Genomic DNA, 23,622 nt, shown 5'->3' on the forward strand with positions numbered 1-23,622 from the left:
GCGTAGTTGCGCTGGGCACGGGTGGCGTTGTGAACGGCCGCGGCCACGTCGCTACCGTCGGCTAGGAACCTGTAGATATTTTCCGCGAGGTCGACGGCGATCTGGTCGTTGATGGGCCACAGCGTGGCGATGACATGCCGNTAGCCGGCGAGCTGGAAGGCGGAGGCGAGGTGCATCGCCTCGTCGGAAAGCTCGCCGCCCGGGCGGGCGGTTTCGCACGCGGACAGGTATGCAAGTTCGGCGTCGGTGAGCCTGAGGCGGTTGACGTCCAGAACGGTGAGGGGCTGGTCGTGTAGTAGCAGACGGCTGGTCGATGGGGCGGAGATGGCTGCCTCGCCATGGCAGGCGAAGTGNACCCAGCGTGCCTGCGGCAGGGCGGCCAGCACCGCAGCGCGGGTCGCTTTGTCCTGGACCAGCGTGCTCACCCGTTCGTGCAGAATCCGCGTGAGGATGGCGGCTTCGAGGTGTGCGCCGGGCAGGTCGCCGGCGTCGGGGGTGTGGGGCATCACCACGACCAGCGCGCGCCTGCCCTCGTCGTTCGCTGACGGAAGGCCGACAAGCGTCGCCGCGTCGGGCGCGGTGCGCCGAGCATGGCCCAAGGCGCGGATCGTCGGAGTGTACGAACAGATCACTCTGTCGATCAGCGTGTCCGGCGCCGGATCGAACCGAGCCTGGTGGTGGCCTGCCGCGTGCACGGGAAGGAACGACAACAGCCCCGACAGGCACCACCACATCCGCGGCCACGAGGTGCCCGTTGCCGGTGGTCCGTGGATGTCCAGGCGTTCCAACACCGGTCCGGCGAGGACGTCCCACAGCCAGCCGAAGACGTTCGAGAGCCCCTTCTCGTCGCCGCGTTCGACAGCCGTCAGGAAAGCGAGGACCTGGTCACCAACGGCTTCTTCAGTGAGGTCCGGCAGGGGTAGGAGCTGCACGCCGGCCGTGGTCAGGATCAGGGCATCGCAACGGATCTCGCTGACGTTGACGGCCACGATCGGCCCCTGGCTCGCGGCGTGCCGAAGATCGTCGATGGTTGGTGGCAGAAGAAAACGCTCGAAGTCCGGCAGGCTGCGGATCCCCGAGACGAGGCTTGCGAACCGCGCCGCGCGGGCATGCCGCCGGTCGGCACCGCGTCGTGCCGTGCCCGTCGCGTCGTTTCCGACGAACGGCGGGGACGCCTGCTCCGCCAGCGGTGTGTCGGATCCGTCGAAGGCGGGAGGAGCGTCGAACTCATCCTGAAGCCGCCTGAACAGCGCGGCCTTCTCCGGGTCTCTTGCGGCAAGGAGGGCGAGGTCCGTACGGGCGTCGAGAATCTGGCCGAGGATGACTCCGCGTCCTTGCTCCCAGAGTTCCAGGGCGCGTTCGACCTTGCCGACCTGTAAACACGCTGCGGCGGCCTGCGATCCCAGCCGGGACAGGGTGACGAGACGATACTCCTGGTCTTCGCGGTCAAGGCTGCGCGGCGCGACCTGTCCCAGCAGGTCCACAGCGGTGCTGTAGCCGGCGACAGCCTGCTGCCAGTCGCCCGCGGTGGCCGCCAGGCTCGCCCATGCTCCCGCCGCCTTCGCTCGGATGCTGGGTGCTGCCGTTGCCAGCGCGGCGGCACGTCGAAACACGGCGATACTGACATCCCGATCCGCCGGCCTCCCAGTGTGTTCGAAACGGTTCCACAAACTAAGACCGAGGCCGGACAGGGAAGTGGCAGCATCCGGGTCATCGCCGCGAGCATCGACCGCCATCCGGTACGCCGCCACGGAACCGTCCAGGTCGGGCATGTCTTCTGTCCGGTCAAAGCGGAGATGGAGGGTCTCGCCGAGATTCGACGCCGCGGCCGCGACAAAGGCTCTGTTCTCTTTGGCCTCGGCGGCGGCGAGCGCCGCGCGGGCAGTTTCCACCGCCTCGTCCAGATCTGCGGAGGTACCAGCCAGCCGGGCGCGTCGTGACAGCGCCCTGCAGAGGTTCACCATGACGGGGACCCAAGCCGTGTGCTCCGTCGAGGTGGCAGCCGCCGCCTGTCGGCCGACGGTGACTGCCTCGTCCAGGTCGGCCGCGCGCCCGATTCGATCCGCGCGCAGACCCACCACGGCCCCAAGATTGGTCAGTATCACGGCCCGTTCCGCGTGGCTGGCCGGCGTCGCCACTACCGCCTGCCGGCAGACCTCCACAGCCTCATCCAGGTCAACCAGCAGCCCGACCCGATCAAAACGTGCCCGGAGAATGTTGCCCAGATTGGAGAGACGCCGGGCACGGTCCGGGCTGCCGGGAGGAGTCACAGCCACTGCCCGCCGGGCCGTCTCCACCGCCGTGGTGAGGTCGGAGTCCGTCCCGGTGTGCAGCGCCCGGACCAGCAGCGCAGCACTCAAGTTTCCCAAGACGACCGGAAAGTGCGGATGGCTGGGAGGCGTTACTGTGGCCGCGCGGCCAAAGATATCGATGGCGGCCGTTAGATCCGTCGAGACCCCGGCCTGCACGAAACGCGTCTGCAGCGCGACGGCCAGATTGGTGAGCATCGTCGCGTACTGAGGATGGTGGGCCGGCGTCACATCGACGGCGCGTCGACCCTGTTCCACTGCCTCGTCGAGATCGGCTCGCGCGCCCGTCCACTCGAACCGGGAACGCAGAATGTTACTTAGGTTTGACAGATAACGGCCGCTATTAGGATCTTGTGGCGGGATGACCGCGACCGCCTGCCGGATTGCCTGCAGGGATTCCTCCAGGTCCGCCGGCGACTTCCGGTGCACACATCGCGCCCATAGCGAACCACTGAGACCCGACAGCACCAGGAAGCGGGAAGGGTGGTTCTCCGGTGCCCGGGTGGCGGCCAGCCGGCCGAGGTCGACCGCCTCGTCGATGTCGGAGTCCGAACCCGTCCAGGCGAACCGCGTCTGTAACGCCGTCGCGAGATTGGAAAGGAGCCCGACGTGAAGCGGATGACTCACGGGCGTAACAGCAGACGCGCGTCGGAACAGGGCGATCGCCTCGCTGAGACCGTCGACGTCACCGGTTTTCGTCGACTGGCCGTACAGGTGTTCGGCGCGAAGTGCCAACCTTTCCCGGCTGCTCGGGTTCATGTCAGCCTCGTCAAGGGCGTCACGGATCTCGCTGGGTAGAAGGGTCGGATTCGACCGGTGGACCGATGCCAGCAGTTCCCGTGCCCGCGCCAGGTCCGGCCGGCCATCGTCACCTCCCAGCACAAGATAACGACACCAGTACAGAAGACCGGCCGCGAGCAGAACATCCGTGTCGATGGACGGATCCGGGACGGCGTTCAAGAGACCCATCACCTCCAACACCGCATCGTTGGCCAACACGATCTCGGGGGAGCTTTCGGCGGCGAACAGCTCCAGTCGCCCCTGGACCCTGGCAAGAAGATAGTCCCGCATCGACTCGTTCCCCTCTCCTCTGTGACGAGGCTTCCTCAGCGTCCGGCCTTCCGGGCCGGACCCATACCTGCCGAATTTGCTGGTTTCGAACGTGGCAGAGTCTCCCCTTTGTCCGCAGTGTCTGTCCAGAACCTCGACGTTTGAGAACCTCGACGTTTGAGGAAAAGGACGCGTGACGGTGTTGGCAATGTTGTTGCAGCGAGATCAGAGGGAGATCACGGGGCGGGCTGTGTGAAGTTAGGGGTGTTGTTGTCGGAACCGCGCCAGAGGTAGGCGGTGAGGGCTTGCCCCGCGGGTTTTTCTTCTGCGGGGGTGTGGGGGAGCGGCCAACGAAGGTGGGTGTAGAGCTGGGTGCGGTGAGTGTCGAAGGCGACTTCGATCAGTTCGCCGAACGCCTGCGCACGGGCGGGGATGACGACGGTGACGGTGATGGTGGCGACGGCGAGACCCGCAGGGATGGCAAGCAGGGTGTAGAGGCCACCGGTGGCGGCGAAGAGCAGCGCCCACAGGGTAATGGTGGCGGCAGTGTCGAGGGCGGTGCGGGCGGCGGCGAGGTCGGTCCGGTGGGTGTCAGGGAGCAGAGGCCAGAGACGGGGCCAGCAGATAATGGTGTCCAAGCCGTATTTGTCAGTGGGGCGTCGTTCGGCGGCGCGCAGGATGTTGCCCGTGCGGGTGGCTAGGAAGAAGCCGGGGGCGCCTGGGGATGGATGCTGTCGGCGACGCCGTTCGAGGCGGGTGTAGACGACGAGCTGCCGGTTTGTGGGGGNGTTCGGGGGTTGCACGGCAGTGTGTGCTGTCTGCCAGGCGAGGTCGTCTGCGGCGGCGCGTGCCGCAGCGCGGGCGGCGAGGCGGTGGCGGAGGGGGTCGGCGATGGCCGGCCAGTAGCCCTCAAGCAGTCGGAGCAGCGGAGTGGCAGCGCTGCTGACCAGGACCGCGGTGGCTGCGATGCCGAGTAGGGCGGTGAGGATGGCGAGGGTTTGGATTGCGGGGGTCTGCCGGTCGAGCCAGCTGGTGTGGTTGCTGAGGGTGTGAAGGCCGCCGTGGTGGTAGGTCCAAACGGCGAGGAGGGCGAGCCAGTACACCAGGGCGGGGGCGGCGATCGATGCCCATCGGTCGGCGACTTTCTCGCCGACTGTTTTCCAGAACTCCTCGAGCATGCCTGTCAGCCTCGTACGAGGGTGACCTGGTGGGTGGGGCAGGTGGGGATGGCGCTGCCTAGGTCGGGCCGGTACCAGGTGTAGTCGCCGCGCGGGCAGTTGTACCGGTCGGCGGCGACTGGACCTGGGTCGCCGAGGGGGCTGGGGCGGGGGGTGCGCTGGTAGCGGGGCTGCTGGTCGGGCGGCCTGTAGTGCGGGGCGTCGGCGAGAACATCGCGCAGGAACCGGCCGGTGTGAGGGTGGCCTTCGAGGAGGGCGCGCAGCTGACCAGCCTGGGTTCCTGCGTCGGCCGGGTTGGCAGTGGTGAGCAGGGCGGCGATCCCTTGGTCGAAGGCTGCGGCGTCCTGGGGGGCGAACCAGTCGGCGAGGTAGGGGCGGATGGCACGGCCGGCTTCGATGATGCCGTGGTTGTCGCTGGTCAAGGCGGAGACTCCCTGCAGAAGGGGGTGGGTCGGTCCTGGGGCAGGAGCCGGCGGCGGGTGGGATCAAGCGCCGGCGTGCAGGTGGGATGCCCACACCGACCCGGACCTGTGCCGCTGGCCGGTAGCCCGGCTGCGACGTCGGCGAGGTGGGCGGGCAAGTCGCCGAGCTCGACATGAGGTCGCACCCGGCCAGTAGGCGGAGGTGAACTCCGCCTACTGGCGGACGTCGAGAACATACGCGCCGCCGACCTGGTCTGGCCGAACCGTCAGGTCGATAGGCGGTCGAGGAGGCCGAACCGCTGGGCGAACGCGGATATCTCGTCGCGCTGCTGAACTGGATCGATGGCCGTGGCGCCCACGACGATGCGGGTCACACCCTGCGCGGCGAACGCCTCCACCCGTTCCGGTGTCATGTCGATCGACCCCCATCGCGTGTACTCCAGAGCATCCGGATTACGGCCAGCCTCGAAGGCGGTCGACCGGGCGAGGTCTAGTTGGAGGCTACGCTCATCAGGACCGAGCGCACCGCCGGGAAAGTAGCCGTCGCCTCGCAGCCCGGCCCGGCGTGCAGCCGCCCGACTTGATCCACCAACGTGGATGGGCAGCTGGGTAACGCCGTAGGGCTTCGGGAAGCTGCACAGGTTGTCGAAGTCGAAGAACTCCCCGCGGAAGCTGACCCCGTCCTCGCCCCCGGCCCAGAGCAGTCGCATCACGTCGATCGCCTCGTCGGCGCGGCGACCACGGGTGCTGAAATCCACCCCCACCGCCTGGGCCTCGCCCGGCAAGGTTCCCAGCCCCACGGTCAATAGCCGCATCCGCCCCTTGGACAGCACATCAATGGTGGCCAGTCGCTTGGCGAGGACCACTGGATGGTGGTAGGGAAGCAGCAGCACGCCCGTGCCGAGCAGCATCCGGTTCGTGGCCGCGGCGACGAGGCTCAGGCAATCGAGGGGATCGGCGTAGGGCAGCGACGGCGGGATCTCGATGGACCCGACCATCGCCCCGGGGTACAGCACGATGTGCTCCGGCAGATACAGTGCCTCGAAGCCGCATTCCTCCGCATGCTGGGCGTAGGCAGTGATCCGGTCCGGGTCGACACCGTAGTAGGGCGTGCTGTAGCCGATTGCGAACTTCATCTCATTCTTCCGATCTGCTGATNCCCCATTGCNCCCCGCCCGCCGTTGGCCGGGCGGACAGGGACGTTGAGCTCGATGACTGTTCGTCGGTCAGCGACGGCTACTACGGCCGCATCGCGATCGTTTGAGCGAGCTGGCTCTGCAACTGCTGCCGTACCGCGTCGAGCCGCTTGATACAGACATCGACTTCGGCGAGTTTGCGTCGCAGCACCAGCACAGAGTCCGGGCAAACGTGTCCCGACGTGTTGCCGGCCCGCAAACAGGCGACGAACGGGCGGATGTCGTTGAGGTCGAAGCCCACAGCGAGCAGGGCCCGAATTTCGTGGACGACTCGCAGCTCTGTCTCGTCGTAGACGCGGTAGCCGTTGGCGGAGCGCCGTGGCCGTACCAACCCGTGTGACTCGTAGTAGCGCAGCGTGCGGGTGCTCGTGCCGGCCCGTTCCGCCAGTTCGCCGATCAGCATCCGACCTCCTTCACCCGCCCGGGGCAAGACGCTAAACCTTGTCGCCGGCGTCAGGGCAACGTGCCGCCGGTAAGAAAGTTGCCGGAGGAGGTCACGGTGCCACCGCAGCACGGTGGCCGGGGTGACGAAGAAGACGTCCCAGCGGGCCCGGGGTAACAGCCGGGACAGCGCCGCGAGGATCACCCGATCTACCTCTCCCAGCCCCGCCCAAGCCAGCCCAGATGGAACGTACTGCCTGTCTCGTCTCATCTTGGCAGGTAGGGGGGCTCCGGTTTTCCCCCCGGAGGTGATCGTGCTGGCGGTGCGCCGGTGGACAGCCGATGGACAGGAGTATCGAACACGCGAGGGCTTATCGCATGATTCCGGTGTGGCCGAGGGAGTAGCGCCCGGGCTGCGGCCAGACGGCGAGCCCGTGCGGCTCGTGGCCCACCGGGATCTCGGTCAACAGCCGGCCGGTCGTCGGGTCCGACCCGCCGTTCCCGCCGGTATCGAACACGTACACGACGTTGCTGCGCCGGCCGGACAGCCACAGCCGGGTCCCGTCGGCGTTGACGTTGCCCATATCGGGGGTCCCGCCGCTGGGGATGGCCCAGTTTGCGACGATCTTCCTGGTGGTGAAGGAGATGACCGACACGGAGCCCCGATCACCGGTATGCGGGAACGGGACCATGTCGGAGGTCATCATGCCGCCCCGGTTGACGACGTAGAGATAGCGGCCGTCGCGGCTGGGGTACAGGCCGTGGGCCTCCGGGCCGGTCTGGACAAAGCCGGTTTTGGTGAGGGTGTCCCCGTCGATGAGGTGGACGCCGCCGGCGTTCATGTCGGCGACGTACCAGACCCGGCCCGCAGGATCGATCTTGATGTCCTGGGGGGCCGCGGTGCGTCCGAGATCGAGGTAGCCGAGGACCCGCTCGTGCGCCAGGTCGATCTTGACCAGTTGGCCGGCGAACTCGCAGGTGGCGATCGCATAGGTGCCGTCCGGGGAGAAGTCGACGTGGTTGACGCCCGCGCACCGGCTGCCCACGTCGAGGCTGTGGCGCAGGGCGAAGGTGTGCGGGTCGCGGAAGTCGACGCTGTGGTTCGCCTCGGCGATGACCATCGCGCTCTTTCCGTCGAGGGTGAAGTACAGGTTGTAAGGATCGGTGACCGGTATGGCCCGGCCGGCGAGGCGCCCGGTCCGCGGGTCGATCGGTGACAGACTGTTCCCGACGTTGTTGTTGACCCACAGTGTCCGCAGGTCCCAGGACGGGACCACATGCTGCGGGCCGCGCCCCGTGGGGTAGGTGGCCACTACCCGCAGCGTGTGCTGGTCGATGACGCTGACCGTGCCGTCGGACAGGTTCGGGACATAGACGAGCTGCGGATCGTCGCGCACGACCGGGCTCAGCATCCCGGCATGGGCGTGGGCGTACACATCCACAGCAGTGGTGGTAGCACCAGCAACGGTGGTACCACCAGCAACGGCGGCGGTGGGGCTTGCTCCCGCCCTGGCCGGGGACGCGGCCGGGGACGCGCCCGGGGACGCGCCCGGGGACGCAGGCGGTTGCGGGAGGGCTCCAGCGTTCGCAGCCTGGTTGCCCGGGTCACGGAGGACCCAGCCCGCCAGCAGGGCGACGACAAGGACCACCAGGCCGGCCAGCAGGATCGGGCCGTACGGCCGGGGCCGCTTCCCGGGCCGGGGTTGATGCGATTTCGCCCTGGTTGGCATGCCGACACGCTAGTACCGTCTTTTCACGCGGGGCCCTTCGACCCCGTCGGACGGTCGCATAATCGAATATGGTAGAAAGGCGTTTTACTGATCGCTTGCCTGGTTGTGATCTATCGTCGACAAGAAGGCTCGTGTCGGGGTCTGGCCGCCCGTGGCCTCACGGTACCCGGCTGGTGATCCTGGGTGCCCATCGGGCGCCTCCAGTGGCCGGGATATCCCCGTAGCCGAGATACCCTCAGCGTCATGTCTCAGCCGGCCGGTCGTGGTACCTCTCGTCGTCAGTTCCTGGCTGTGGCCGGTACGGCGGCGGCTACGGGGCTGGCGGGCTGCGGTACCGGTGGCTCGACCCCCTCGGCGCCACCAGCGTCCTCAGGAGCAACGCCGTCACCCTTCGCCCCTGCCCTTGGCGGCACATCGGGTGAGACCGCGGCGGCCTCTTCCGCTGCCGGCGCGGCCGGCGGCCCGGAGCTGGTGCCGGGAGGCGCGGCGGCGGCGGTCACCCACGGACCGCGTGACCGGTCCCGGGTCGCGCTCACCTTCCATCTCGGCCCGCACGAGGCGGGTCAGGATCTGTCCCTGGCCCATCAGCTCCTCACCGACGCCGCCAGGCTCTCGGCACCGATCACCGTGTTTGCGGTCGGGCAATGGCTCGACCGGCACCGCGACCTCGTCCCCGTCATCCTCGCGGCCGGCAACGAACTGGCGAACCACACCTACACCCACCCGGCGCTGACGACGCTTCCAGCCGATCGGGTGACCGCGGAGATCACCGGCTGCCGGGACGTCCTGGCCCGACTGGCCCCGACGCAGGGCCGCTACTTCCGGCCCTCCGGCACGAGCACCGCCACCCCGCTGATCCTCACCGAGGCCGGCGCCGCCGGGTACCGCACGGTTGTGGACTTCGACGTCGACCCGCTCGACTACACCTCCCCCGGAGCCGACACCGTCGTCGCGCGGGTGCGGGCCGGCACCCGGCCAGGCTCCATCGTGAGCATGCATTTCGGCTACCCGGGCACCGTCAGCGCGTTCCCCCGGATCGTCGCGAACCTGCGCACGGCCGGCCTCACCCCGGTACCGGTCCACGACCTGCTCACCTGACCTCGGAAGGGCCGGCCCGGGTGAAACTCCTTGGCTCCTTGGCCGGGCATTTCTTGACCGGGAGTTTCTTGACCGGGCATTCCTCGGGCCCTTCCGACCAGGACGAGATCGTCGCTTCCGCGGAAATGTTGCCGTTGTCAGCCGACGGCGCGGGAGGTGCCGAACATGGTATCCAGGGTGACCGGCTGAAGGTTGCGCTGCTCGATCAGTTGTTGGACCTTGTCGAACAGGCCGAGGATGGTCTGGTGGTTGGCGTGGCCGAGCATTATCGTGCCTGGCTTGAGGTACTGCTCGGCAAGCCCGATGAGCTGCTGCGGGGTGAGTGTGGTCGAGTCGCCGAAGCTGCCGTTCCACAGCAGGACCCGGGTGTAGCCGAGCTCGCCCACGAGCCCGTCGACGTGGGGGTTGTGGGCGCCGTAGGGCGGACGGAACCAGGGCCGGCTGGTGATCCCGAAGGTTCGCTGAATCCACTGCTCGTTCCGCTCTATATCGGCCCGGATCGCGGTGTCCGTCTCGTGCAGCAGGTTCTTGTGGGTCCAGGTGTGGTTGCCGATCTGCACCTGGCCGGACTCCACCAGCGGACGCAGGACGTCGGCGTGGCGGTCCCAGATCGCCCGGTAGGCGCCGTTCGGCGAGAACGTGATGGGGATCTTCGATCGCTGGGCGAACGCCACGTAGCCGGCGACCGTCGCGGCATCGTAGCCGTCGTCGATCGTCAGGGCGATCTGCTGGGTCCGGGCGGGTGCCTGGAAGGTCACGGTGGGTCGGCCTGGATGCGGCGGGGGCATCGGCGGAAACGAGGGCGACGGACCTGTGACCACTCCATCCCCGGGCGTGGCTACGGAATTCCCGGGCGTGGGTACGGGTGCGACCGCTGGGACGGGGCCAGGGCCGCGCACGGTGTCGGTGGCGTGGGTGTCGGGCTTGGCGGGCGCCGTGCCGGCCGAGCATCCGATCAGCGCCTGCGCGGCGCCGATGCCCAGTAGGGAAAGGAGCATCCGTCGATCCATAGACCGACATTAACGGACATATGATTACGCTTTACCATCGGTGCGTGTAATCGCGGTTCTTCCTTGTCGAGTTGCTTCGTATGTTTCTCGAAGGGATCATGCGGTGGCCGTCCCCTTTACAGACCGCCACTCTGGGGTGTCGTAGGACCGTCGCGGAGTGGCGCAGGACTGTTCTGGGGTGGCGCAGGACTGTTCTGGGGTGTCGCAGGACTGCTACTCCACGTGCATCACATCCGTGGACTCCACTCCACGGCCTGTCATCATGACGGTATGACGGGTAGCGATCTCGGGCGATGCCGGTGGAGCATGCTCGTGGTGGGTCTGGTGGCGGCCGTGGTGGTCGCGGGTTGCCGTGACACGGGCGCAGCGGAGGTATCCCGTAGCCGGCAGAACGTCGCGGCAGCGACATCGCAACCTTCTGTGACGACGGTGACACGTTCGCGGCAGGCGATGGTGACCGTGCAGGCGGGACGCTCGCGCACAGTCGTCGGGCTGAGCGCGGTGGCCCTGCACGGCAGGGTCACCGGGCCCGCGGCATCCACAGCGTGGACGATGCTGTCGGGACCGGCCCCGGCCCGATTCGCCGGTGACGCGCCGGACACGACGGTGACCCTCCCGGCTCCGGGCAACTACGTGTTCCAACTGACCGCGACCGACCGGTCCGGCCGTTCACGATCCTCGCGGACCAGGCTGACCGCGCTGCGCTACGTCGCGCTGGGTGACTCGTATTCCTCCGGGGACGGAGCCGGCCCCGTCGCCGACTACCTCCCGGGCAGCTACCGGCCATTCGGTGGCTGCCGACGCTCGACCGATGCCTACCCGGCTCTCGTCCACGCCGCCCTGGCCACCAAGGACCCGCCGCCGTCCGCGACGTCTGATCCACTGTTCACCTTCGGGGCCTGCGCGGGCGCACGCACTCGGGACTTCTCCACGTCGCAGGGGCCTGGCACCCCACCACAGGACACCTATCTGGACGGGTCGGCCGACACCGTCGGACTGGTCACCCTCACCGTCGGCGGCAACGACATCGGTTTCGCCGACATCGCGGTCTACTGTGCGGCACTGCACGTGACCACACTTCTCCCGTCCTGTCGGGACCACTCCGCACCGGCCGTGGGGGCCGCTCTGAACACCCTGCAGCCACAACTCACCGCGACCTACCGGGCTGTCCGACGGGCCCGCAGCCTCGCCCCCGGGGCACGGATCCTCGTCCTGGGCTATCCCCGGCTGTTCCCCGACGCTCTGGACGCACCCTGCCCGGTCAGCGTCCTCGGGAAGCTGGGGGTACGCATCCAGCCGGCCGACGCGGCCTGGTTCAACCAGACCGTCCACGACCTCGACAACACGATCCGCGCCGCCGCGAGGGCGGCCGGCGTGACCTACGTGGACACCGAAAACGCCTTCGCCGGGCACGAGTTCTGCAGCAGTACAGGCAGCCCTCCCGACGTCGACCTCCTCGGAACGCCGTTCTCCGCCGCGTTCCACCCCAACGGCCAGGGGCAGCGTGCGCTGGCCACCGCGATCACCGCCGCCTATCTTCCCACCGGCCGTTGACATCATTCGAGGTTGACATCATTCGAGGTTGACACATCCGAGACTGACACATCCGAGACTGTCTCCGGGTCGGTCAAAAACACCCCGGTCAAAAACACCCCTAGTCGGCGAGAACCAGGCGGTGGAGTTTGTCAGGGTCGAGGATCAGGTCGATGGTGGCGATCCGGCCGTCGCGCACGGTGAGGCCGGCGACGGCGATGACACCGGTCGATGTGCGCGCGACGATCCCGGCGGTGCCGTTGACCAGGGCTGGCTGGCAGTGCCGCGCGAAGCGGGGGCCTTGGATGGCGGTGTGCTGTGCGACGTCCGCGGAGCCGGTGAGCAGCGTGGGCATGAGCCGGGTGCGTGAGCCGGTGTCGACGCGGAACACGACGTCGGGATCGAGCACCGCGACGAGGGCGTCGAAGTCGCCGGCCCGGGCTGCGGCCAGGAACGCGGCGACGACCTTGCGCTGTGCGGCGAGGTCGGGGTCCGGGACCGTCGGGGCGCCTCGCACCCGCCGTCGGGCGCGGCTGGCGAGCTGGCGGGCCGCGGCGGGGGTCCGGTCGACTATCGGGGCGATCTCCTCGAACGGCACGGCGAACATGTCGTGCAGGACGAACGCGAGCCGCTCGGACGGGGTGAGCGTCTCGAGCACGACGAGCAGCGCCAGGCCGACGGAGTCGGCGAGCACGGTCTGCTGCTCCGGGCCGTCACCGTCCTCGGCGCTGACGATCGGCTCGGGCAGCCAGGTGCCCACGAAGTCCTCCCGGCGCGCCTGGCGGGCACGCAGCATGTCGATGCATACCCGACCCACGACCGTCGTCAGCCAACCGCCGAGGTTGTTGATCGCCTCGTCGCCGGAGCGGCTCAGCCGCAGCCATGCCTCCTGGACGGCGTCCTCGGCCTCGCTGAGCGAACCGAGCATGCGGTACGCGACCGCCTGCAGCCGCGGGCGCTGGCGCTCGAACTGCTCGGCCTGCCACGTCGCATCCTCCATTGCCTGCACCTCTCGCTTGCACCCCGCCGAACCAGCCTCTCCTGAGCAGTTGACGAACGCGGCACCGCCGATGTGACGACGCCACCCGTCCGGGTCCGGGGGACGGCTGGTGGCTGGTGGCCGGTGGCCGGTGGGCACGGCGGTCACATCTGTCCGGCGGGATCCGACAGACATCCGACGGACATCCGACAGGCAGGTGATCCGCGTACCCGCGGGTCAGGAGGAGCGCAGCAATGAGGATTGTCGTGTTCGGAGCGAACGGGCCGACTGGCCGGCTGCTGACCGAGCAGGCGCTGGCCGCCGGTTACGACGTCGTCGCGGTGACCAGGCGCCCGGCGGAATTCCCGATCACGCACGAACGGCTCGACGTCGTGGGGGCCGACGTGCACGACGCCCAGGCCGTCGATCGGGCCGTCGAAGGAGCCGACGTGGTGCTGTCGACGCTTGGCGTGCCGTTTACGCGCGAACCGATCAACATCTACAGCGACGGAATCCGGAACATCACTGCGGCGATGTTCCGGCACGGGGTCAAGCGAGTGGTCGTGGTGAGCTCGAGTGCCACCGAGCCGCATCATCATGCCGATGGCGGTTTCCTGCTCAATCGGGTCCTCCAGCCGCTGATCACCGCGACGATCGGCAAGACGACCTACCGCGATATGCGCCGCATGGAGGAACTTCTGCGCGATAGCAACCTAGATTGGACGATCATGCGTCCCTCGGGTCTGTTCGACGCGCCCGCCGTGACGAGCTACGAGCTTCACGAGGACCAGGCGCCGGGTATCTTCACCAGCCGCGCGGACCTGGCCGCGAGCCTGCTCGAACAGGCGATCGAGGTACGGTTCGTACACAAGGCGGTCGCCGTGACGACCCGCGAAGGCGCCCCGACGCTATTTCAGATGTTGCGCCGGGAGGCATTCAAGCGGGACTGACCTCAGTAAACGCGGCCAGCAGCCGGGGCCGGCCTCATGGGACAGGACGGCCGGCGCCCGGCTGACGGCGTTGTTCGTTACTTGTTTCGCTATTCGCTATTCGCTATTTGCTTAGTGCGGCGACGGTGTTCAGCGTCTTGCCGGAGCTGGACGTTCCACCCAGCACGTACACCCGGCCGTCACCACCGGTCGCCGCGGCATGCCCGGCCCGGGTCGAGGGGGAGCTGGTCGGTCCGGCGGCCCACCGGTCGTCCTTCGGGGTGTATACCTGCACCGCCCCGGTGACGTTCCCGGCGCTGTCCCGCCCGCCGATGATGTAGACCCGGCCGTCGGGGCCGGTCGCCCCGGCGGCACCCGCGACGCCGTCCGGCAGGTCGGACATCTGGGCCCACGAACCCTTCTCGGCCGCTTTCGAACCCGGTGTATAGGCGAAGACGTCGGTGGCTGCCCGCGCTGCGGAGCCGCCGCCAGCCCCGATGCCGCCGGCGGCCAGGATCCGGCCGTCCGGCAGGGCCGTCAGGACCGGAGCCCTGTTCCCGGATGGCGGCGCCCCGGCCGTCGACCAGCTGTCCGAGCCGGGGTCGTAGATCGCCAGGGTCTTCGCGTCGAGAACGTAGATCCTGCCGTCGGTGCCGCGGGCCGCGCTCGGGTCACCCATGGCGCTCGGCAGGGGCTTCCCCGTCGACCAGCTTCCGCTGGACGGGGTGTACACCTCGACGATGTCCGTGGGCTGGTTCGAGCTGCCGGACCGGCCGCCGATCGCGTAGATCCGGCCATCGAGGTCGGTCGCGGCGGCGAGGTGGGTACGCGCGGTCGGCAGATCGGGCGCGTCCGTCCAGGCGTTCTTCCGCGGGTCGTAGACCTGGACCGTCCCCACCGGCGTCAGGGGTGCGACGCCCGGCGGTGACGTGGGTGAGCCGGTGCCCGTCGGTGTCCCGGGCGTGGTCGGTGAACCGGTCGGACTCGCGCCGGGTGATCCGGTCAACGTCGCGGTGGGCAGGTCGGTGGTCGGGCTGGTGGTCGGGTCATCGGTTGACGGGCCGAGCGGACCGGCCAGTGGCTTCCGGGTCAGGCTCGCCGGACCCACCGTCGATGTCGTCGTCGCGGAACTTCCGGGCGTCCCGGTGGGGGCCGGCGACTGCGTCGGTGATGCGGGTGCGGTTGGCGAAGTGGGTGTGGTGGTTGGTGAAGTGGGTGTAGTCGGTGACGCGGTCGGGCCGGGCGTCCCCGTAGGCGATCCCGGGGCGCCGCCGCCGGCGCCCGTCTCGGCGGCCTGGCCGCCGATCGCATAGATTCGTCCGTCACATCCCGTGGTGGCCGCGAGATGGACACGGGGAGTCGGCAGGGCGGTAACCGTCTCCCAGCTTTGCAGTGGGCCGGCGATCTGGGGCAGCGACGGGCATCTGCTCGTCGGGCTGCCGGTCGGTGCTGCCGCCTCGGCCACCGAGCTGAGCAGCCCCGGCGCGGCCAGGGCTGCTGCCAGCGTGGCGGTCAGGACGAAGGCGCGCGAGGCGCACCGACGTGATGTACGGGACCAGTTCATGAAGTCTCCCCCCTCTGAGGACCGCGGGTGCGGCCCTGACCGACGGGTGGATGGCATGGGTAGATGACGGTGCACGCACGAGAACTAGCTGTACGTTGTGCATCCTGACGTTGTGCATTCCCATTGATTCGAAGAGTAATCACCATTGGGTTCGGTGCCCGCGGGTCCACCCGGACGGGACGAGTGGGCCTGACGTGGTGCGGGACCATCCCCCGACGGGGGTGAGTGGCGCGGGTCAGAGGTGGCCGCGGCGGACCAGCAGGGCCAGGACGCAGGCCGACGGGGCCATCGGCAGCCATACCGTGATCATCCGGTAGCCGAGGACCGCCGCGAGCGCGATGGCGGCGGACTGGCCGGCAGCCATGATCGCTGCTGTCAGGGCCGCGTCGAGCGAGCCGAAGCCGCCCGGCGAGGGCACCAGGGCCGAGGCCGCGCTCGCCGCGAAGTAGATCGCGAATACCGCGCCGACCCCGAGCGGAAGGTGCAGCGCACGCATGATCGCCCACAGGGTCGCGGCGTGCAGCATCGGGATGGCGGCCGAGCCGCCCCACAGCAGGGCCGCCCGGCTCGGCGACTGCAGGGTGGTCTTCATCGACCGTAGGTGGTCGACGACGCCCGCCCATGCCCGGCGGGCCGCCCGGCGGACCGGGGCGATCAGCCAGCCGAGCAGGCCGAGCAGAGCGAGCCCGGCGAGCACCGCCGGGACCACCATGGCCACCGGCTCGCCGCGGGGTAGGCGTGCCACGTCCACCGGCAGGAATCCCCCCGCCAGGAGCATGATCAGCACGGCCAGGTGCGTGGTGACACCGGCGGCGGTGTCGAGGCCCACCGCCGTCACCGCCTCCCGCAGGGTCAGCCCCGCACGATGCAGGAAACGAAGCTTCACCGCGCCGACCCCGAAGCCCGCCGGCAGCACGTGGTTGGCGACGCTGCCGGCGACCTGGACCGCGAGCAGCGGACCCACTGGCAGGGGCCGGGCCACCGTGCCCTGCTGGCAGGCCGCTCCCGCGATCCAGGTCAACTGGGCGACAGCGACCGCGCCCACCAGCCAGGACGGGTGGGCGCGCGTCAACGCGTCGACACCGCTCTCGACCGTTGTCCACGAACGCGCGAGCCAGACCACCGCCAGCAGCGGCGCGGCCACGGCTGCAACCCCCTTCGCCCGGATGTATCCCATCCGCCGTCTCGCCATGGAATTCAACCGCCTTGGCTCACATCGATCCGGTCTGGAACGATGTCGTCCGAAATCATGCCGCTGGGCCCGATGTTGCTCGAGACGACGCCATCCGGGACCTCCCGATGCGCCGCCGAGGATCCGAAAGAGTGTCCCGCGACACCCTCAAGATCGGAATCTGGCCCGCCCGCGAGCAGTCCGGCGAGCCGCCGGCTCAACTCACCCCAGTTCCAGTTCCGGCACATCCAGTCCCGTCCGGCGAGGCCCATCCGGGCGGATCTCTCGGGGTCGTCGAGCAGGTCGGCGACGGCCGTCGCCACGGCGTGCCGGTCGCGGCCGTCCACGACGACGCCGGTGCGACCGGGCAGGACGACGTCGGGTGCCCCGCCCTGGGCACCGGTGACGACCGGCAGGCCGCTCGCCGCCGCTTCCAGGGCGGACAGTCCGAGACCTTCGAGGTCCAGGCCGAGCAGGCGGGTGCGGGACGGCATTGCGAAGACGTCGGCGGCGTCGAGATAGGCCGGAAGATCCTGCTCCGTGACCGCGCCGGCGAAATGCACCGCGTCGGCGACGCCCACCTGGGTGGCGAGCCGTCGCAACCGGTCCGCGGCGGGACCCTGCCCGACCAGCAGCAGCCGTGCGGCGGGATGACGTCGCAGGACCACCGGCCAGCCTCGGATGAGCATGTCCTGCCCCTTGCGCGCCACCAGGCGGGCCACGCAGATCACGACCGGTCGGTCCGACCAGCCGTGTTGCCGGCGGATCTCCTCGCCCCCGACCCGCGGCCGGAACCGTCCGGTATCCNCCCCGCCGGTCAGCCGCGCGAGTGTCGTGCCCGGCGGGGCGACGGCGAGCAGCCGGCGCCGGGTGAACGCCGTCAGATAGGTCAGGACGTCGGCCCGGGCGGCGACCGCTCGGACGAGCGACCACCCGCCGGGCAGCCGGGACCAGGCGACCTCGTGCCCGTGGCTCGACGACACCACCCGGGAGATCCCGGCCGTTCGCAGCGTCGGGGCGAGCAGGCCGAGCGGCGCCGCGGTGGGAAACCAGGCCGCCTCGCAGTGCTCGGACCGCACGACCGATCGCAGGAGGCGCCGGGATCCGGGGGAGGTGAGGATCCTCTCGTCCATGCGGATCACCGGGAAGGGCAGCGTCCGGTCGAAGGCGGCGGCGCTGGGGGCTGCCGGCGCCACGACCACCACCCGGTCAGCCGGAAGCCCGGCCGCGAGATGGTAGGCGAACGTCTGGATGCCGCCGAGCACCGGGGGGAACTTGTCGGCGACCACCAGCATGCTTGGCACGTCGACCAGGCCGGTACCGGCCCCGGCGGTACCGGCCCCGGCGGTACCGGCCCCGGCAGGATCGGTACCTGAGGCCGGTCCGCTCCTCGCAGGGCGGATCGGCGCGTTCGGATCATCGGTGGGGCCCGGCGGGAGGGGAAGTTCCCTCACGCGTCGTCCGGCCGGCGACAGGGCTGAACGAGCGGCATCGGGCGTGTGGCGTCCCGGTTGACGGGATGCGACGGCAGGGGGTGACCCTTCATGAAGGGAGATGATTGCAGCCTCACGATGTGGCGCTAATGAGACCTGCGATCGTGACGAGCGTCCGCGCCAGGGGCGCATCCCGTGGCGAGCTGGACGGCGGCGGCCCGTGGGGCACGGGACTCCTGGAACCGCCCGGGAGCCTGGGCGTCGGTGCCGGTCCTCTCCTTCGGCCCCACGCCGGCGAGCGAGTACGCCTTCCAGTTGACCGCCGATCTACTGATCCACGGCTGGGATCTGGCGCGGGCGATCGACATGCACGGCCGGCGGGCCGGTGACACCTCGTCGGTGGCGGGTGTCGGCTCTGACCGGGACCTCGTGCACCGGGTCCACGAGCAGCTGGCGTCGCAGATCGACGCCTGGCGGGCGGCCGGCATCTTCGCCCGCCCGGTGCCGGTCCCGGATGACGCCGACGAGTGGACGAGGTTGCTGGCCCTCACCGGCCGCTCGCCCGACTGGCGGCCCGGATCCGGCGGATAGCTCGGCACGACGGATATCAGCACAAGAGCACAAGGGATATCGACACAACGGATATCAGCACAATGGGTAGATGAGGATGGGGGCGCCCGACCCCCCGGGTGCGGAGGTGGCCGGGGCCGTGCAGCTGTGTCGCGGGCTCGGTGCCGTGGGTGTAGGCGGATACTCGCCACTCGGCACCGGGCTTGGCACCGGGTGTTTCGCCCCGCCCACCTCCGTCGGCGTCGGTGACGCGGTGGCCGACGAAGGCCCGCTCTTCAGGGAGGGGCCCGCCGTCAGTGACGAGGGATCCGTGAGTGACGAGGGATCCGAGCCGCCGCCGATGCCCAGCCTGCCGATCGCCGCTGGCAGCGAGCCGTCCTTGGCGATGGCGAGGTCGGCCGCTGCCGCGGCGCCCTCGGCGCGTCCCCAGCTCACCCGTAACCCGGACGTCGCGATCAGACCGCCGACGGCGAACGCGGCCACGGCGCTCACGACGACGAGTAGGGCCAAGAGCAGCCGCACGGTGCGACGGTCACCGGAATCCACCGGAACGCTCACGACCGTCTCCGACCGTCCGGTATATCGATACCTGGAGTGAATACCCGTGAGCACAACTGTAGGCGTCGGTATCGGGCGGCGGCCACGGAATCCCTCCGCATTGGGTGACCGTAGCGGATCGCGACGGGCTCCAAGGGACAGCGGCACGCCGGATGGGAGTCGGATCTCGGGTCGAGGGGCCGCCGGGTCCCGCCGGGCTCAAGAGCTCAGGACGCCGACTCCTGTCCCGGCTCCTGTCCCGGCTCCCATCCCGCCACTCGGTCCCGCCTCCCGCTCGGCCAGCAGCACCGCGAGGTCGTCCTGCAGCCTGCCATCCACGTGGGCGCGCAGAGCCCCGGCGAGACGGTCGAGCGCGTCGTCCTGGCTGCCGCCCCGCAGCAGGTCCAGATGATCGTCCAGAGGGAAGAACCGCCCCCGGCCGTCCCGGGCCTCGGTGAGACCGTCGGTGAACAGCAGCATCCGATCGCCGACCGCCCAGCTCGCCATCGTGACGGAGAAACGCTCGGCCAGCCCGAGCGGCGGACTCGGCGACTTCAGTTCCAGCGTGGTGCACTCGTCCGCCGAGACCAGTCGTGGCGGGTGATGCCCGGCCGAGCACAGGCCCAGCCGACCGTCCGGGTGGATGTCGACGATGAGCGCCGTCACGAAGTCCTCGGGTTCGGCCTCCCGACCCACCGCGCGGGCGCAGGCGGCGGCCACCTGTTCCGGGTCGAGCCAGGTCACTGCCGCCTCGCGGAAGGCACCGAGCACTATCGAGGCCAGCCGGACCGCGGGCAGGCCCTTGCCGCGGACATCGCCGATGATCATCCGGATGCTCTGCGAGGTGGAGACGACCTCGTAGAGATCGCCACCCACCGACGCCTCCTGGGCGGCGGAGAGGTACCGAGCCGCGAAACCGGCCCCGTTGAGCCGGCTCGGGACCGCCGGTAGCAGTGCCCGCTGCGCGACCTCGGCGACCGCTTTGACCTGGTGCAGTTGTGAGCGTTGCCGTTCCCGGCACACGCAGATGCAGACCGCGATCACGGACTGGAGGGCGACCAGCGTGGTTGCGGCGAGATGCGGACCGGTCCCGAACCAATGATCCCAGAAGCCGGAGAGGAGCGCCGCGATCACTGCCAGCGCTCCGACCGCGGCGGTGACCCGGGGTGGACTGGCCGCCGCGATGATCAGTGGCCCGAGACCGAAGTACCCGACCAGGATCAGCCCGGGCGTCGCGTCGAGGATGACGACCGTGACGAGGACGAGCGTTCCGGCTATGAGGGGACGGACGTCCTCCACCCCGCCGAGCCCCTCTAATCCGCCGGGCCCCTCCACCCTGCCGAGTCCGCCGAGTCCGCCGAGTCCGCCAGCGCCTGAACGACGTCTTCGCATGGGTCATTGTCCCGGCCGGATCGGGATCCCGTGAGAGGGCCTCGCATTTCGGCTATTCGGTAACATCCCGCTACCCGTAAGGTCAGATCGGGCCGTGGACCAGGTCGGGCCGTGGACCAGGTCGGATCGGGTGCCCGTCGGGTCAGATCGTCAGATCGCGTGGGCCGAGCGTTCTCCCGGCTGATGGAGGTGCCAGCGCTCGCTGTCCTCCACCTGCGCCGCGAGGGAGATCAGCAGGGTCTCGCTGTTCGCCGGCCCCATCAACTGGGCGCCGACGGGCAGTCCCGCCGCGGTGCGTCCGGCCGGTACGTTGACGGCCGGCCAACCGAGGACGTTCCACGGCCAGGTGTAGGGACACGCCGCCACGATCGCCTGGTCGGTGGCCCAGTTGCTCTCCCGGTTGAGCTCGCCCACCCGGGGCGGCGGAGTGGCGGTCGTCGGGGCGAGTATGACGTCCACCCGCCGGAAGACGCGGCCGATGTTGAGCCGGGCCAGCGGTTCCGCGGCGCGTGTCAGCGGGAGGAACGGGCGCAGCATCCGTCCGGTCCGCGCGTTGGCCATGGTCCGCGGGTCAAGCAGGGTGGGATCGGGCACCCGCCCGGCCCAGTCGCGGATGCCGTCCATGGACCGCGGCAGGAAAATCGTGCCAAGCAGGCCGTAGGGCGGCTCCACCGGCACGATGTCATGCCCGCAGCGGGCCAGGATCTCGGCCATCCGTTCCACGGCGGCCCGGACGGCCGGATCGAGGGCCACCGGCATCCCGCTGTACGGGTGGTGCAGGGAGAGCCCGATCCGCAGGCGGGGAGGGGGATGGCCGGCGGCGGTGAGGAACGGCTCGGCCGGCGCCGGCGGTCGAGCGCGGTCGATGGGCAGGCTGCCGGACAGGACGTCGAGCAGCAGGGCCCCGTCGGCGACGGTTCGGGTTAGCGGGCCGTAGACAGTGAGCCCGTTGAACTGCTCGCGGACCGGGGCGCTCGAGATGCGCCCCCGCTGCGGTTTGATCCCGACCAGGTGGGTCCAGGCGGCGGGGATGCGCACGGAGCCCGCCCCGTCCGAACCGATCGCAGCCGGTACCAGCCCCGCGGCCACCGCGGCCGCCGCGCCTCCGGAGGAACCGCCGGGAGAGTAGTCGAGATCCCACGGGTTGCGGGTCACCCCGAACGCCTGGCCCTCGGTGAACGGCCACTGCCCGAACTCGGGGGTGTTGGTCTTGCCGATGATGATGGCACCGGCCGCCTTCAGCCGTCGCACCATCTCGCTGTCCCGGACCGCGGGGGGGAACTCCCCCATGGCGCCGAAGGCCGTGGGGGTACCGGTCAGGTCGGTGTCATCCTTGATCGCAATGGGCACGCCGAGTAGCGGTCGCCATCCCGGCGTGCTCCACCAGCCGCCGCGGCCGTCCCGGCCGGGACGGCCGCGGCGGGCGGCGAGCGCGACGTCCGCCGCCTCGGCCTCTGTCAGGGCCGCCTCGGCCCGTACCCAGCGGAAGGCGTTAAGGGTGGCCTGGGTCGCCGCTGTCCGGGCCAACGCGGCTTCGACGAGCTCGCGGGACGTCATCTCGCCGGAGGCGAGGCGTGCGGCCAGTGTGCGGATGCCTTCGAGCGGACCGTTCCGGTCGGCTGCGGAGGGCATTGTGGGCACATCCGACATCAGCCACCCCCTGACGCTCATGGCTGCTGTCCGAACCGTAGCCGACGCCGGGTCGTCCGCACCGTCGATCGCCTGATACCTCCCATTGTCCCCTGCTGTGGGCAGGTTGGGGAGAGATGAGCCATGATCGATATATTAGCCGTTATGTGGCATTTATGTGTTTGTGGATAGTGTTGGGCATCGGTGACGCGGCCCCGTGTCCTGTCAGGGCGTCTACATCGGGTTATCCGCATTGATTCCGGGTATGACGATGAGAAGTACGGCTAGTGAACATCCCGCCCGGTCGGCTTTCTCCGCGAGTCACGGGGAGCCGGCGGCAGGTCTGATCGCAGATGTGGCCTGATCGCAGATGTGGCTCGGCGAGGTGGTCCGCGTCGGTCCCGGTCGGACGGGCCGAGCGTGATGCCAGCTCAGCCGTTGACCAGCTCAGCCGTTGATTCCAGATCGGACCCGGTCTCCAGGTCAGACACCGACACCTTCCAGGGAGGAACCGAACGATGCCAATGGACCCGAGTTCAGTGATGCCGGAGCCCGCACGGACCGCGTCGCTTCCCGCCGACGACACGACCACGGCTCCGTTCGCGTGCCCTCCGGTCCCCCCGGTCCCGACCGGTACCGAGAGGGTAGGTGCCGGCCCGGCACCCGGCCTGAACGGTCACGCTTCCCCGGCGCCGAGCCCCGACGTCATCGCCGCGACCACCTCCGCCTCACGTGTCACCGGCCCGGGAAACGTCACCGGCCCGGGAAACGTCAGGGAGCCGGGAAACGTCAGGGAGCCGGGAAACGTCAGCGGCCCGGACCTGGCCGGCCCGGACATGACCACCCCGGGCGCCAGGGCCAGAGTGGCCGGCGGAGCCGCCGAGGTGCGCCAGAAGGTCAACGAGGCCGTCCAGACCCTTGCTCCCCATGTGTCGGTCGCCACCGAGAAGACGAAGGGGGCGGCCGAGAAGACCCTCGCCACCAGCGGGAAAGCCGCGCGGTCCGTCGGGCAGCGGATGCGGAGCAACCCGAAGGCCACGGGTGGGGTCCTGGCCGGCACGGTGGTGCTGCTGCTGGTGGTCCGGCGGGGACGGCGGCGCCGGGGATGAGTAATCCAACCACCTCGTAGGGAGAAAACTAATGATCACCTTCATCGTCGTCATGATTCTGCTCGGACTTGTCGCCGGGGCCGTCGCACGCGTGTTGCTGCCCGGCCGGGATCCCATCGGGATTCTCGGCACCATTGTGGTGGGAATCATCGGATCTTTCGTCGGAGGATTCCTCGGCTACGTCCTGTTCAATAAGGATGTCGGCGAAGGCGCTCTGCAGCCGTCCGGCATTCTCGGGTCCATCATCGGTGCCATCCTGGTTCTCCTGGTGTGGCGGAACGTGGGGGGCCACGGCGGCCGGTCGGGGTCGACCCGCAGCCGTCGTTACGCCCGCCGGTAATCGCGATACCCGCCGGCGACCGGGTGACCGCGATCCGGTCAGCAGCACACAGAGCACCTGCT

At 69.6% G+C, this 23,622-nt stretch carries 20 protein-coding genes; 6 read left to right on the forward strand and 14 right to left on the reverse strand.

Annotation, left to right across the window (positions count from 1 at the left end):
• The 6 genes from BMG523DRAFT_RS05575 to BMG523DRAFT_RS05600 form a co-directional block, all read right to left on the reverse strand.
• Positions 1-3,380 (reverse strand): CHAT domain-containing protein (locus tag BMG523DRAFT_RS05575; RefSeq protein ID WP_051623780.1); only part of this gene is annotated, 3,380 nt, incomplete at its 3' end.
• A 215-nt stretch (positions 3,381-3,595) separates the two neighbouring features.
• Positions 3,596-4,537, reverse strand: a complete 942-nt coding sequence (locus BMG523DRAFT_RS05580; protein WP_043590584.1) for a hypothetical protein — start codon at positions 4,535-4,537, stop codon at positions 3,596-3,598.
• A 5-nt stretch (positions 4,538-4,542) separates the two neighbouring features.
• Positions 4,543-4,959 carry a hypothetical protein gene (locus BMG523DRAFT_RS05585; protein WP_011434632.1) on the reverse strand — a complete coding sequence of 139 codons (417 nt, stop codon included), beginning with the start codon at positions 4,957-4,959 and terminating at the stop codon, positions 4,543-4,545.
• Between the two features lie 266 nt (positions 4,960-5,225).
• On the reverse strand, positions 5,226-6,095 hold the full coding sequence (locus BMG523DRAFT_RS05590; RefSeq protein ID WP_011434633.1) for a TIGR03619 family F420-dependent LLM class oxidoreductase: 870 nt from the start codon (positions 6,093-6,095) through the stop codon (positions 5,226-5,228).
• A 103-nt stretch (positions 6,096-6,198) separates the two neighbouring features.
• Entirely contained in the window at positions 6,199-6,558 is a 360-nt protein-coding gene (locus BMG523DRAFT_RS05595; protein WP_011434634.1) for a MerR family transcriptional regulator, read from the reverse strand.
• Positions 6,559-6,907: 349 nt separating this feature from the next.
• The gene (locus BMG523DRAFT_RS05600; RefSeq protein ID WP_043590586.1) at positions 6,908-8,266 is read right to left on the reverse strand and encodes a YncE family protein; all 1,359 of its coding nucleotides are present in this window, start codon (positions 8,264-8,266) and stop codon (positions 6,908-6,910) included.
• Positions 8,267-8,737: 471 nt separating this feature from the next.
• Between BMG523DRAFT_RS05600 and BMG523DRAFT_RS05605 the strand changes: the two genes are divergently transcribed.
• Positions 8,738-9,364 carry a polysaccharide deacetylase family protein gene (locus BMG523DRAFT_RS05605; RefSeq protein WP_023840184.1) on the forward strand — a complete coding sequence of 209 codons (627 nt, stop codon included), beginning with the start codon at positions 8,738-8,740 and terminating at the stop codon, positions 9,362-9,364.
• A gap of 137 nt (positions 9,365-9,501) precedes the next feature.
• Here BMG523DRAFT_RS05605 and BMG523DRAFT_RS05610 read toward each other — a convergent pair whose 3' ends face one another.
• Complete coding sequence (locus tag BMG523DRAFT_RS05610; protein WP_023840183.1) at positions 9,502-10,362, reverse strand: polysaccharide deacetylase family protein; 861 nt, start codon at positions 10,360-10,362, stop codon at positions 9,502-9,504.
• Positions 10,363-10,803: 441 nt separating this feature from the next.
• Between BMG523DRAFT_RS05610 and BMG523DRAFT_RS05615 the strand changes: the two genes are divergently transcribed.
• A complete protein-coding gene (locus BMG523DRAFT_RS05615) occupies positions 10,804-11,928 on the forward strand; it encodes an SGNH/GDSL hydrolase family protein (RefSeq protein ID WP_157858540.1) in 1,125 nt (374 codons plus the stop codon).
• A gap of 100 nt (positions 11,929-12,028) precedes the next feature.
• Here BMG523DRAFT_RS05615 and sigJ read toward each other — a convergent pair whose 3' ends face one another.
• On the reverse strand, positions 12,029-12,907 hold the full coding sequence (gene sigJ, locus BMG523DRAFT_RS05620) for an RNA polymerase sigma factor SigJ (RefSeq protein ID WP_011434639.1): 879 nt from the start codon (positions 12,905-12,907) through the stop codon (positions 12,029-12,031).
• A gap of 233 nt (positions 12,908-13,140) precedes the next feature.
• Between sigJ and BMG523DRAFT_RS05625 the strand changes: the two genes are divergently transcribed.
• On the forward strand, positions 13,141-13,836 hold the full coding sequence (locus BMG523DRAFT_RS05625; protein WP_011434640.1) for an NAD(P)-dependent oxidoreductase: 696 nt from the start codon (positions 13,141-13,143) through the stop codon (positions 13,834-13,836).
• Positions 13,837-13,939: 103 nt separating this feature from the next.
• Here BMG523DRAFT_RS05625 and BMG523DRAFT_RS05630 read toward each other — a convergent pair whose 3' ends face one another.
• The 3 genes from BMG523DRAFT_RS05630 to BMG523DRAFT_RS05640 all read right to left on the reverse strand — a co-directional run bounded on the left by BMG523DRAFT_RS05630 (position 13,940) and on the right by BMG523DRAFT_RS05640 (position 17,845).
• Complete coding sequence (locus tag BMG523DRAFT_RS05630) at positions 13,940-15,379, reverse strand: kelch repeat-containing protein (protein ID WP_023840181.1); 1,440 nt, start codon at positions 15,377-15,379, stop codon at positions 13,940-13,942.
• A 235-nt stretch (positions 15,380-15,614) separates the two neighbouring features.
• Positions 15,615-16,556, reverse strand: a complete 942-nt coding sequence (locus BMG523DRAFT_RS05635; protein ID WP_235462892.1) for a lysylphosphatidylglycerol synthase transmembrane domain-containing protein — start codon at positions 16,554-16,556, stop codon at positions 15,615-15,617.
• Positions 16,557-16,576: 20 nt separating this feature from the next.
• Complete coding sequence (locus tag BMG523DRAFT_RS05640) at positions 16,577-17,845, reverse strand: glycosyltransferase family 4 protein (RefSeq protein WP_035941073.1); 1,269 nt, start codon at positions 17,843-17,845, stop codon at positions 16,577-16,579.
• A 333-nt stretch (positions 17,846-18,178) separates the two neighbouring features.
• Here BMG523DRAFT_RS05640 and BMG523DRAFT_RS05645 point away from each other — a divergent pair, with 333 nt between their 5' ends.
• On the forward strand, positions 18,179-18,574 hold the full coding sequence (locus BMG523DRAFT_RS05645; protein ID WP_011434644.1) for a hypothetical protein: 396 nt from the start codon (positions 18,179-18,181) through the stop codon (positions 18,572-18,574).
• A gap of 54 nt (positions 18,575-18,628) precedes the next feature.
• Here BMG523DRAFT_RS05645 and BMG523DRAFT_RS22675 read toward each other — a convergent pair whose 3' ends face one another.
• The 3 genes from BMG523DRAFT_RS22675 to BMG523DRAFT_RS05660 form a co-directional block, all read right to left on the reverse strand.
• On the reverse strand, positions 18,629-19,111 hold the full coding sequence (locus BMG523DRAFT_RS22675) for a hypothetical protein (protein WP_011434645.1): 483 nt from the start codon (positions 19,109-19,111) through the stop codon (positions 18,629-18,631).
• Between the two features lie 198 nt (positions 19,112-19,309).
• Positions 19,310-20,482, reverse strand: a complete 1,173-nt coding sequence (locus tag BMG523DRAFT_RS05655) for a PP2C family protein-serine/threonine phosphatase (RefSeq protein ID WP_011434646.1) — start codon at positions 20,480-20,482, stop codon at positions 19,310-19,312.
• Between the two features lie 150 nt (positions 20,483-20,632).
• Positions 20,633-22,114, reverse strand: coding sequence for an amidase (locus BMG523DRAFT_RS05660; protein WP_235462894.1), 1,482 nt, complete (start codon positions 22,112-22,114; stop codon positions 20,633-20,635).
• 515 nt (positions 22,115-22,629) lie between these two features.
• On the opposite strand from BMG523DRAFT_RS05660, the gene BMG523DRAFT_RS05665 reads away from it, so the two are divergent.
• Together BMG523DRAFT_RS05665 and BMG523DRAFT_RS05670 are read left to right on the forward strand one after the other, a co-directional pair.
• On the forward strand, positions 22,630-23,220 hold the full coding sequence (locus tag BMG523DRAFT_RS05665) for a hypothetical protein (protein ID WP_023840176.1): 591 nt from the start codon (positions 22,630-22,632) through the stop codon (positions 23,218-23,220).
• A gap of 31 nt (positions 23,221-23,251) precedes the next feature.
• Complete coding sequence (locus tag BMG523DRAFT_RS05670; protein WP_011434649.1) at positions 23,252-23,560, forward strand: GlsB/YeaQ/YmgE family stress response membrane protein; 309 nt, start codon at positions 23,252-23,254, stop codon at positions 23,558-23,560.
• The last annotated feature ends 62 nt before the right edge of the window (positions 23,561-23,622 follow it).

It is taken from the genome of Frankia sp. BMG5.23 (assembly GCF_000685765.2).
GTDB classification, from domain to species: Bacteria; Actinomycetota; Actinomycetes; order Frankiales; family Frankiaceae; genus Frankia; species Frankia casuarinae.